The following is an 11,348-nucleotide window of genomic DNA, read 5'->3' as shown; positions in this document are numbered from 1 at the left end:
CAGTTTTGGGGGCTAATGGCCATCAAGTACTTGCTGTATCTGGGTTTGTCCCGTCCTTGACATGTTTTTCACATTTCAAAGAAAACGATAAACGGTCGTAGGCCACAAAATTCAAGGCCTGTAACGACTTGGGTGTGTCAGTTTTGAGTCAATGTTTTTTTGACGCTTTGCGCAAAAGTCCGGCACTTCTTGCGCTTTGATGGCCTGCTGCTAGTGTCAGAAATTGACCGACAAACTATTGACCGGTGCCCGCCGATATCCCCTCGGAACTGCCATGTTCAGATACTTGAAAGAACTGCTTTTAATTATCTATCTGCTGCTTTATTCCGATTACTACCTGGAGCGGTTAAATGCTATCGGGGGTAGTTTTGCAGTCGTTCTTTTTGGCGTGATGTTTTTGGCGCTTACTTTCGCATTACTACTTACGGCCTATATACGTCAGACTTTCATTCGCCATTTGTTCGCATTGGCAATGTTCATCTCGGCGGTGTTCTTCGACGTGTACATGCGGGTGACCGCCGACTACCTGACCTACAGCGGTTTCGTGTCGCTGGTGTACTCCGGCGGCTTCATCCAGGAAGCGGCGTACCAGTACCGGGATGCGATCGTGCACGGCCTGCTGAACGGCTTGCCGTTGTTGCTCGGCATCGGCCTCAAGCCACGGCGTGCGTTCGCGCTGCCGAATGCGCTGCGGGTGGCGGCGCCGCTGTGCGGGGTGATGTTGCTCAGCGCCGTGCTGTTCGTGCGCGCCGGGGAGGGTGCGCGGGGGTTGCCGGTGATGTACACGCCGTTGGCCTACCTCAACCTGTTTGCCTACGAGGCGCTGCACAACACGGTCGGGCCGCGGGAGCCGGTGACATTGGCGCGCAACGCGGCGTCGGTCGGCCACGACATCGTGCTGATCATCGACGAGAGCATTTCCGGCAATTACCTGGACATCAACGCGCCGTTCGGCGTGCACAGCAACCTCAAGGAGGCGCATCCCGGCGTCGCGGTCTTCAACTACGGCTACGCCGCATCCATCGCCAACTGTAGCGCCGACACCAACGTCACCCTGCGCTACGGCGGCACCCGCGCCGACTACCGGCGGATCAACAGCACCCTGCCGTCGATCTGGCAGTACGCCAAAGGCGCCGGGCTGCGCACGGTGTACATCGACGCCCAGCGCACCGGCGGCAACCTGCAGAACCTGATGGACGGCGCCGAGAAAAAGGACATCGACGAGTTCGTCCAGTTCGACCAGACCAGCGTGCGCGACCGCGACATGGCGGCGGCCGCCAAACTGGTCGAGCTGCTCAACGACGGCACGCCGCAGCTGGTGGTGATCAACAAGGTCGGCGCGCACTTCCCGGTGCACGACAAATACCCCGATGCGTTCATGGCCTACCGTCCGGCGTTGCCGCGGGGGCAGTTCACCGAAATCGCCGACACCGGCAAACGCGACGGCTTCAACGGCCAGCCGGACGACTGGGCGCTGTACCGCAACGCGTACAAGAACACCGTGCTGTGGAACGTCGGCGAGTTCTTTTCGCGGGTGTTCGCCCAGGCCGACCTGAACAACGCGGTGCTGATCTACACCTCCGACCACGGCCAGGACCTGCACGAGCGCGGCAACCCCGGTCTCAACACCCATTGCGGTGGCGACCCGGTGGAGGAAGAAGGGCTGGTGCCGCTGGTGGTGATTCAGGGCGACCGTTTGCAGACGCTGGACTGGCCGGCGCAACTGGCGGCGAACAAGGATCGCTCCAGCCACTACAACATTTTTCCGACGCTGCTGCAGTTGATGGGCTACGACCTGGCGGGCATCGAGGCGGTGTACGGCAAACCGTTGAGCGTGCCGACGGAGGACGACTTCACCTTCAATTACCGCTTCAACGCGAGGCTGGGGGCCAAGCCCGAGTGGAAGCACATCGACCTGGGCAGCATCGTGACGCCGGGAGAGGCGGGCGCGAGCGTGGCGGCGGGGCAATAGGTTTTTCAGCGACCCTGTTGTGGAGAGGGAGCAAGCTCCCTCTCCACAGTTGACCCCTTCAGCACTGGTGAGCCCCTGATCCGCTATCCTTGCCCCACACGGATCGCCCGGATGCCGGCATGCTCGAAGTTCAAGACGTCTTCAAAAGCTACCCCACGCCCCAGGGCCTGTTGCCCGTGCTGCAAGGCGTCGACCTGTCGCTCAGGCCCGGCACCAGCCTGGCGCTGATGGGGGAGTCCGGCAGCGGCAAGAGCACGTTGCTGCACCTGATCGCTGGCCTCGACAAGGTCGATCGCGGCCGCATCCGCAGCGGCGGTCACCGCCTCGATGAGATGAACGAGGCGCAACTGGCCCGCTGGCGGCGCACGGAAATCGGCCTGGTGTTTCAGCAATACAACCTGATCGGCAGCCTGCGCATCGAAGACAACCTGGCGTTTCAGGCGCGGCTGGCCGGGCGGCATGATCCGCGCTGGCAGAACCATCTGGTGCAGCGCCTGGGCCTGGGCGGGCTGCTCCAGCGCTATCCCGAGCAACTGTCCGGCGGCCAGCAGCAACGGGTGGCGCTGGGCCGGGCGCTGGCGGCGCAGCCGAAGCTGCTGCTGGCCGACGAACCCACCGGCAGCCTCGACGAATCCACCAGCGACGAAGTGCTGCGCCTGCTGCTGGAGCTGCTCGACGACACGTCCACCACCTTGCTGATGGTCACCCACAGCACACGCGTGGCGGCCCGGCTGGCCGAGCGGGCGGTGCTGTCCAACGGTCGCTTGACGTGACGGTGCTGCGGTACGCGCTGGCCGCGCTGCTCAGCCATTGGCGGCGCCACCCGGTGCAGTTCTTCAGCGTGCTGACCGGCCTGTGGCTGGCCACCGGGTTGCTGACCGGCGTCGAGGCGCTCAACAGCCAGGCCCGCGACAGCTATGCCCGCGCCAGCCGGCTGATCGGCGGCGAGCCCCAGGCCAGCCTCGTCTCGCCGAACGGCGCGCCTTTTGCGCAGCAATGGTTCGTCGACCTGCGCCGCCAGGGTTGGCCGGTGTCGCCGGTGCTGCAGGGCCGACTGATCCTCAAGGGCCACGACAGCCAGCGCCTGCAATTGATGGGCATCGAGCCGGTGTCGCTGCCGGCGGACAGCGCCGTGGCGGGGCAGGCGATGCCGATCGGGCGCATCGTCGAATTCTTCAGCCCGCCGGGGAGTACCTGGATCGCGCCTGAAACCCTGCACGCGCTGAACCTGCGCGAAGGCGACACGCCACAGGCGCAAAACGGTCGCGTCTTGCCGCCGCTGCGGGTTCAAACGGACATGGCCCCCGGCGTGCTGCTGGTGGACATCGGCGTCGCGCAAACCGTCCTCGATCAGCCCGAGCAATTGTCCCGCCTGTGGCTGCCCGCCGGTTTCCAGGGCGATCTGCCGGCAGGCTTCAAGGGGCTGCTGCAGCTCAAGGGCAGCGGCGAAGAAAACAACCTGGCGCGGCTCACCGACAGCTTTCACCTGAACCTCGATGCGTTGGGGTTTCTGTCTTTCGTCGTCGGCCTGTTCATCGTGCATGCCGCCATCGGCCTGGCGCTGGAGCAGCGCCGCGGGCTGCTGCGTACCCTGCGCGCCTGCGGGGTCAGCGCGCGGCTGCTGATCGCCGGCCTGGTCATCGAACTGGGCGCGCTGGCGCTGGCGGGCGGGGTATTGGGTGTGGTCAGCGGCTATTGGCTGGCGAGCGTGTTGCTGCCGGATGTAGCGGCCAGCCTGCGCGGATTGTACGGGGCGGAAGTGGCCGGGCAGTTGCGGCTGAGCCCCGGGTGGTGGCTCAGCGGGATCGGCTTGAGCCTGCTCGGCGCACTGTTGGCCGGGGCCAGCAGCCTGCTGCGGGCGGCGCGTCTGCCGTTGCTGGCGGTGGCCGATCCCCAGGCCTGGCATCAGCAGCATGCGCGCTGGCTGCGGCGTCAGGGTCGGGTGGCGTTCGTGCTCGGAGCGGTGGCGCTCGGCGCGTTGCTGTGGGGCGACAGCCTGGCCAGCGGCTTTGCGGTGCTGGCCGGTCTGTTGCTCGGTGCCGCGTTGGCATTGCCGGTGTTGCTCAGTGCGCTGCTCAACGGTTTATCCGCGCGCAGCCGTTCGGTGCTGGGCCAATGGTTCGTCGCCGATTGCCGGCAGCAGTTGCCGGCATTGAGCCTGGCCCTCATGGCCTTGCTGTTGGCCATGGCCGCGAACATCGGCGCCGGCAGCATGACGGCCGGGTTCCGCCAAACGTTCAACGATTGGCTTGAACAGCGCCTGACCGCCGAGCTGTACCTGAACCCCGCGAACCCGGCCCAGTCCCGGGAGCTCTCCAGTTGGCTGCGCCAGCGAGCGGAGGTGACGGCGGTGCTGCCCAACTGGCAGGTGGCGGTGACGCTGCAAGGCTGGCCGACAGAGGTGTTCGGCGTGATCGACCATCCGCACTACCGCCGGCATTGGCCGTTGCTGGAGGCCAGGGGCGACGATCCCTGGGCGTCGCTGGCGGCGGACGATGCGGTGATGCTCAGCGAGCAACTGGCCCGCCGGCTGAAGGTGCGCCCGGGGGATCGCCTGACGATCCCGACGCCGGGCGGGCCGTGGTCGCCGAGGGTGGTGGGCATCTATGCCGATTACGGCAATCCCAAGGGCCATGTGCTGGTCAACAGCGCCCACTTGCTGCGCAACTGGCCGCAGTTGACGCCGAACCGCTTCAACCTGCGGATCGATCCGGCGAAGATCCCGGCGTTGCTCGATGCCTTGCAGGCGCGGTTCCGGCTCGACGATTCCCGCATCGTCGATCAGGCGCGGCTCAAGGGCTGGTCGGTGCAGGTCTTCGAGCGCACCTTCGCCGCGACGGCGGCGCTCAACAGCCTGACGCTGGCGGTGGCCGGGGTGGCGCTGTTCATCAGCCTGCTGACCCAGAGCCAGAGCCGGCTCGGCCAGCTCGCACCGCTGTGGGCGCTGGGCGTGACACGGCGCGGGCTGATGCTGCTCAACCTCGGCCAGACCTGGCTGCTGGCGGTGTTGACGCTGCTGGTGGCATTGCCGCTGGGCATCGGGCTGGCGTGGTGCCTGGATGCGGTGATCAACGTGCAGGCGTTCGGCTGGCGTCTGCCGCTGCGGGTGTTTCCGTTGCAGTTGCTGCAATTGACGGGGCTGGCGCTGCTGGCGACGCTGTTGGCGTCGGCGTGGCCGCTGTACGCGTTGTACCGCACGCAGCCGGCGGATCTGCTGAGGACGTTCGCCCATGAGAATTGATCTGGCGGCCGTGGTGCTTGTGCTGTCGCTGCTCGCCGGCTGCGGCGAGCCTGCGCCGGAGCAAAAGGGTTTCGCCGGCCTGGGCAACCAGGCGCAGGCCTTTACGCCGGTGGTGCCGGGGCGAGTGTTCAGTTTCCCGGCGGATCATGGCCCCCACGAGGGGTTCCGCATCGAATGGTGGTACGTCACCGCCAACCTCAAGGATGGGCAGGGCAACGAATTCGGCGTGCAATGGACCTTGTTCCGCAGCGCCCTGAGCGCCGCTGCGCCGCAGCCGGGTTGGGCCAATCAGACCCTCTGGCTGGGCCATGCGGCGGTGACGTCCGCCGGCGTCCACCACGCCGCCGAGCGCTACGCCCGCGGCGGCACCGGGCAGGCCGGGGTGCGGCTGGCGCCGTTCGAGGCGTGGATCGACGAGTGGCGTTTCGCCGGGCAAGCGGGGAATGCGTTCAACGACCTGCAGCTCAGCGCCCAGGACAAATCCTTCAGCTACCGGTTGCACCTCACCACGGATCGTCCATTGGTGCTGCAGGGCGATCACGGCTACAGCCGCAAGTCCGAGCAAGGCCAGGCGTCGTACTACTACAGCCAGCCGTTCTTCCACGCCGACGGCACAGTGCAGATCGACGGCCAGCGTTACACCGTCAGCGGCCCGGCCTGGCTCGACCGCGAATGGAGCAGCCAACCCCTGACCGCCGACCAGACCGGCTGGGACTGGTTCTCCCTGCACCTGGACAGCGGCGAGCAGGTGATGCTGTACCGCATGCGCCAGAAGGACGGCGCGCCGTACCTCACCGGAACGTGGATCGGCGCCGACGGCCAGCCGCAGACGCTGTCCGCCGCGCAGATCGTCCTGATCCCCAAAGGCACGGCGACGGTCGCCGGCCGGTCGATGCCGGTGCGTTGGTCGGTGGCCATTCCCGACAAGCGCCTCGACCTCACACTCGACGCCCTCAATCCCAACGCCTGGATGAATCTGCGCATTCCGTACTGGGAAGGCCCGGTGCGCCTGAGCGGCAGCCATGGCGGGCAGGGCTATCTCGAAATGACCGGGTATTGAGGCCGCGCAAGAGAGAACGCCACATTGGCGAACGACCCGGAACCTGTGGACGCCAGCCTGCTGGCGATGGCGCCGGCAGGGGCAGCGTCTATGCTCAACCGCACGCCCGATGCCGGGCGCTGCCATCCATCACAGGGAACGTACCGCCTATGAAGCTCCACGCACTCACCCAAGCCATCACCCTCGCTGCCGTCCTGTCCACCGCCGGCCTGACGGCGCACGCCGCCGACATCCCGCTGTCCGCTGCGGTCGAGGCCGATCAGGTCACCACCAAAGTGCTGGCGGTCGATGCGGCCAAGCATCAGGTGGTCCTGGAAGGCGCCGAAGGCCGCGAGGTCCACATCCAGCTCAGCGACAACGCGAAAAACCTCGGCAACCTCAAGGTCGGCGATCAGGTGAACCTCGAAGTCACCCATTCCGTCGCCGCTTATCTGGACACCGACGTGGATAAAGGTCTGCCTGGCGCCACCGAGCGCACCGGCGAACTGCGCAACGCACCGGGCACCCCCAACCCCGGCGGCGAGGCGTTCCGGCAGGTGCAGGTGGAGCTGAAAATCACCAAAATTGATTTGGCGAAAAATCAGGTCACCCTGGAGAACCCGTCCGGCCAGTCGAAAACCCTCAGCGTCGAAAAGCCTGAGATCCGGGCCAAACTTAAGAACCTCAAAGTCGGGCAAAGCGTCGTGGTCACTTACACCGATGTATTAAAAGTGACCACTGAACATGAAAGTTGAGTATTGACTCTACAAGATGACTGTTCTTGTACAAGTAATGGTATGAGAACAGTCATATGAAAATGTTCCAACCGGTGAGTCAGGCAAGTTTGCCGGGAAATATCGACGATTGAACTCTATTAACTTTTTCGTACATAAAATTCATGTTCAATCAGCACGACATATCCGCCAAATTCAATTAAAATCCTTCCCGTTCGCCCAGTGTCAGGGCTCTTTACCGGTGCATGGATTGCCAGGCCATTACACTGGGCGAACACCTCGACCGGGATTGACCGTCAGGAATTTTGCATACAAAAAAGGGCGACTGAACAGTCGCCCTTTTTTGTTGGCCTCAACTTTTGGCTGTTCCCAGGCCTTGCCGCAACTCAAATCGACTGAGTGCGCTGTGATACATCCTGGTGCGCCGGTGGCCGTTGCCGTAGCGGCCCGAAGCCGCCACCGTGCCGGCCTGGATATGATCCAGATAGCGGAAGACCGTGCGCGGCGACAGAAACTTCACGCCGTATCCCAAGCCGACCATGCGGTCTTGCAGGGTATATCCGGGCACCCGGTCATCCATCGAGAAGTGCAAGGCGTTGGCTTTGATCAAACGCGCATTCCACAAGGTGCAGAAACTCTTCAAGTGAGTTTCCCGGTATGGCTTGGGTTCTCTGGAAGGCAAACCGATGCGTTGTTTGGCCCGGCGCAAGTAATGCTTGAAGTAACGCGACGATAGGCGCCACGCATCCCTGAGCGCACCGCGGTCGATCTGCTCGACGCAACCCACCGCCGCCATGTCCGGCAACTTGGTGCACTCGCGCATCATCAACGGGAAGATGGCGGGGTCGTAGACGAAAGTGTCGGTGTGCAACAGGAACAGATAGTCGGTCTGCACTTGCGCCAAGGCGAGATCAAGCGCTTTGCCATGGGCGATATGGCCCGGCTCCGACGGCACGGCGGGGCGTTCGATCAAGTTGATCCAGTCGAGCGAGCGCAAGTAATCGAGGCTTTCGTCCGCCGAATCGTTATCGACCACCCACACCGGAATCCGATGTTCAACGACGTGCTGGCGCAAAAGCTCCAGGCACATCCGGGTGATGTCCGGGGTCTTGTAGTTCACCAGTACAAGGCTGAAGTCCGGTTGCTGACCGGCGGGCAAATCCAACGCGCTCATCATGACGACCCATTTGAAAGGCAATGGCAGGGTGGGCGACGGCCGATTCGTGCTTGGGCGCCGCTATCTGGAGCGCAAGGTAGCGGGGCAACCTTAGTTCAAACTTAATTTTGCGGCGCGGGCGGGTGCCGGAGATGTCACGGCGTTTGGCGGCCGGGCAGGGCGGTGCGTTAAGATGCGCCGCCCCATTTCAACTCAAGGAAGAAAACGGCCCGCGCCGTTGAGTCACGGATGAAACCACTGTCCCTCTACCATCCCGTCCTGTACTGGCTGCGGGTGTGGCAAAAACGGCTGTTCCGCCACATCGCCTGGCACTGCTCCAGCCGCCGCTACGCGCAGCGGCGCACCGCCGAACGCCTGCCGTTCCGCTACCTCAAGCACACCTCGAAACTGATCCGCAAACTCGGCGACTCGGACCTTGCCCTGCAGCACAACAAAGTCATCAACCTGAAACTGGCGGTCGCGTCCATCGACGGCACCGTCATCGCCCCCGGCGAACACTTCTCCTTCTGCCGCCTGGTCGGCCGCCCGACCCGCCGGCGTGGCTACGTCGAAGGCATGGAACTGTCCTTCGGCGAAGCCCGCCAAGGCGTCGGGGGCGGCATCTGCCAACTCAGCAACCTGATCCACTGGATGGCCATCCATTCACCCCTGGTGGTCACCGAACGCGCCAACCACAGCTTCGACCCCTTCCCGGACGACGGCCGCATCCTGCCCTTCGGCTCCGGCGCCGCCATTTTCTACAACTACATCGACCTGGTGCTGCACAACCCCACGGACCAGCACTTTCAGCTGAAGCTGAACGTGGGGGAACAGCAATTGGAAGGGGAGTTGCTGTGCGACCGGGAACGGGCGTACCGGTATCACGTGTTTGAGCGTGGGCACCGGTTTGTGCGCGAGGGGGGGCGGGTGTTTCGTGAGAACGAGATCTGGCGGGAAGTGAGGGAGAAGGGGCAGGTGGGGGCGTTGGTGGAGAGGGAGCGGCTTTATCGGAATCGGGTGGTGGTGAAGTATTCGGTGGAGGGGGAGGTGTTTGAGGTGAGCTAGCCGTATTTGTTGTTTTGTTTGATGGAATTTGACCGATGTACAGGGAGTATCAATGAACCGTAGTTTCAAAGCTTTCAGTGTGGTTGGCACTACGCTTTTCACATTGTTCGTCTCTTCCAGTCTGTGGGCGCAGGAGCCGCGTGAACTTTACGATGCAATGAAAAAGGGCGAATGCCTGCCTCACTCGGAGCGTTTGCATGAACAAGCCGTCAAGGGCGATCTGAATGCGCAACTGGAGTTCGGCAAAGCCATTCAGGAAGACTTATGCGAAGTCGTTGAACGGTGGTCGCCGGGAATGCCCGAGCAGTGGTTCCGTAAACCCGCCGAACAAGGCATTGCGCAAGCACAGGTTGAACTGGGCCGCGAACTGAGCTCGGACTGGAGCGTGGAAGGTGAGGACGCAGCAGTTGTCTGGTATCTCAAGGCTGCGGAGCAAGGCAATGCGAAAGCCCAATTCAATCTGGCGCAGATTTACCATCGGGGCGGCCGATCGATAAAGAACCTCAAGGATATGGACAAGGCTCTGGCGTATTACCACCAGGCGGCGGAGAGCGGATACCCCTCGGCATACATGTTGTTGGGGGCGATTTACCAAAGCGGAACGGAGGTTCCTCAGGATGATGTCGTCGCTGCCAAGTGGCTTCGCAAGTACGCCGAGACAGGGAATGACTCTGGGCAGTTCGACTTTGCCGAGGTGCTGGCCGCGGGACGGGGTGTTGAAAAGGATGAAGCCGGTGCCTTTGAGTGGTACGGCAAGTCTGCCGCACAAGGAAACGAGTACGCCCAGTACGAAATGGCGCGAATGCTTGAGCAAGGAACCGGAACGAAGCGCAATGAGCGTGAAGCAGCCAAGCTCTATCGCAAGTCGGCCGATGCCAACTTCGGCAAAGCGCAATTGGCATTGGGGAGCATGTACGCGCAAGGGCGGGGTGGATTACCCAAGAGTAAGTCCAAGGCCAAGTTCTGGATGCTGAAGGCGTATGAGCGCTCGGCACCGGGGGCTGAAGAGGCGTTAAATAACCTTTGAGGCCAAGCCTGCATGCAGGGGCGAGGCAGTTCTCGCCCCTGCATCGGTACTCAATTCAGACTTCTTGTTTCCAGGCAGACAAGGTGATGACAGTTCCTTCCGCTTCTCGATTGCGGATCTCGACTTTGTAAGTGCCGCCGCCGATGTAGCCTTCGACCAAGGCTTTCCTCTCGTTGCCGCTGATCTGCGCGTCTTTGGCCTGTTGCTTATAGAAGTCCAGGACATCGGCATAGTCGGAATAGGTGCGCAGAATCACCTCAAACTCATGCCGAGGCCGGCCAGCCATCTTATCCCAGTCACCGTCCATCGGCGTGCCTTCCATGCCCGGTGTGGTGAACTCACCGTGTGCGCCGGCGCCGATCAAGTGAGCGCGCTTCGGAAGCATCGGAAGCATTGCCTTGGGAAAGTCGGAGGGCAGTTGCGCGGCGCTCCAGGCGCCTTTTTCCGGGTCGGTGGAAACATACTCGACCGTTGCGATCTTCTGCGCAGCGGCACGCGTCTCGGGATCGTCGCTTTCGGCCCGGATTGCCAGCAGACGCGGCAACTGCTTGCTCCAAGCGATCAGCGGTGCAGCGTCCGACTTGTTGGCGCCTTTAGGCTGGAAAACCGTCAGCACGGTGTCAGGCAGGTCGTTGCAGGTCACCGGTTCCTCACTGGATTTGACGGTGCAATGGCCGTTCACCAGGCCGAGGGCCATAAGTTGCCCCTTTTCATTCAGCAGCAACGCAGCGCGATCACGACCATTGTTGCCGTCGTTCATGGCCGTGATCATCGAACGGCCCGGCGGCAGCCCCTCTTCAATGGCTGAATACTCCGAATCCAGGGCTTCGAGCACCTGTTGCACGATCATGGTCTTGTGATTGGTATAGCTGCCGGTTGCATAACCAAGGAAGTCGACCAACACCGATCGAATGGCCGGATCCTCGTTGAGGTTTGGTGTGCCGGCCGGGGCAGGGGCATTCGTGAGCAACAATGCCGTGGTGCCGTCAGAGCGTTGTTCGGAGTGCAGTGAGAGTGCGGAGGCGTTGAGAGAGAGGAACAGTGCGAGGGTGAGGGTTAGGGGGCGTGTCAGGTTGGGCAAGAGACAGTCCTTTGAGGGATTCCGGATTCAGAG

Annotated in this window: 9 protein-coding genes; 7 read left to right on the top strand and 2 right to left on the bottom strand. The window is 62.8% G+C overall.

Going from position 1 to position 11,348, the window contains the following annotated elements; genetic code table 11:
* Nucleotides 1-274 precede the first annotated feature (274 nt).
* The 5 genes from KVG96_RS14055 to KVG96_RS14035 all read left to right on the top strand — a co-directional run bounded on the left by KVG96_RS14055 (nucleotide 275) and on the right by KVG96_RS14035 (nucleotide 7,007).
* Complete coding sequence (locus KVG96_RS14055) at nucleotides 275-1,972, top strand: sulfatase-like hydrolase/transferase (RefSeq protein ID WP_217892691.1); 1,698 nt, start codon at nucleotides 275-277, stop codon at nucleotides 1,970-1,972.
* A 119-nt stretch (nucleotides 1,973-2,091) separates the two neighbouring features.
* On the top strand, nucleotides 2,092-2,745 hold the full coding sequence (locus KVG96_RS14050) for an ABC transporter ATP-binding protein (RefSeq protein WP_217892690.1): 654 nt from the start codon (nucleotides 2,092-2,094) through the stop codon (nucleotides 2,743-2,745).
* Entirely contained in the window at nucleotides 2,742-5,213 is a 2,472-nt protein-coding gene (locus KVG96_RS14045; protein WP_217892689.1) for an FtsX-like permease family protein, read from the top strand. The genes KVG96_RS14050 and KVG96_RS14045 overlap by 4 nt, the downstream gene beginning before the upstream one ends.
* A complete protein-coding gene (locus KVG96_RS14040) occupies nucleotides 5,203-6,273 on the top strand; it encodes a lipocalin-like domain-containing protein (RefSeq protein ID WP_217892688.1) in 1,071 nt (356 codons plus the stop codon). The genes KVG96_RS14045 and KVG96_RS14040 overlap by 11 nt, the downstream gene beginning before the upstream one ends.
* Nucleotides 6,274-6,422: 149 nt before the next feature.
* Nucleotides 6,423-7,007, top strand: a complete 585-nt coding sequence (locus KVG96_RS14035; RefSeq protein ID WP_217892687.1) for a hypothetical protein — start codon at nucleotides 6,423-6,425, stop codon at nucleotides 7,005-7,007.
* A gap of 331 nt (nucleotides 7,008-7,338) precedes the next feature.
* Here KVG96_RS14035 and KVG96_RS14030 read toward each other — a convergent pair whose 3' ends face one another.
* Nucleotides 7,339-8,160 (bottom strand): glycosyltransferase, encoded by an 822-nt coding sequence (locus tag KVG96_RS14030; RefSeq protein WP_217892686.1) that lies wholly within the window; start codon nucleotides 8,158-8,160, stop codon nucleotides 7,339-7,341.
* 231 nt (nucleotides 8,161-8,391) lie between these two features.
* On the opposite strand from KVG96_RS14030, the gene KVG96_RS14025 reads away from it, so the two are divergent.
* Together KVG96_RS14025 and KVG96_RS14020 are read left to right on the top strand one after the other, a co-directional pair.
* Complete coding sequence (locus KVG96_RS14025) at nucleotides 8,392-9,207, top strand: VanW family protein (protein WP_217892685.1); 816 nt, start codon at nucleotides 8,392-8,394, stop codon at nucleotides 9,205-9,207.
* A gap of 52 nt (nucleotides 9,208-9,259) precedes the next feature.
* A complete protein-coding gene (locus tag KVG96_RS14020; RefSeq protein ID WP_217892684.1) occupies nucleotides 9,260-10,234 on the top strand; it encodes a tetratricopeptide repeat protein in 975 nt (324 codons plus the stop codon).
* 55 nt (nucleotides 10,235-10,289) lie between these two features.
* Here KVG96_RS14020 and KVG96_RS14015 read toward each other — a convergent pair whose 3' ends face one another.
* Nucleotides 10,290-11,315 carry a hypothetical protein gene (locus tag KVG96_RS14015; RefSeq protein ID WP_217892683.1) on the bottom strand — a complete coding sequence of 342 codons (1,026 nt, stop codon included), beginning with the start codon at nucleotides 11,313-11,315 and terminating at the stop codon, nucleotides 10,290-10,292.
* Nucleotides 11,316-11,348 lie beyond the last annotated feature (33 nt).

Source organism: Pseudomonas ekonensis (genome assembly GCF_019145435.1).
In the GTDB taxonomy this organism is placed as follows: domain Bacteria; phylum Pseudomonadota; class Gammaproteobacteria; order Pseudomonadales; family Pseudomonadaceae; genus Aquipseudomonas; species Aquipseudomonas ekonensis.
Note: the sequence above shows the minus strand (reverse complement) of the source record. Positions and strands in the feature narration are given on the sequence as shown.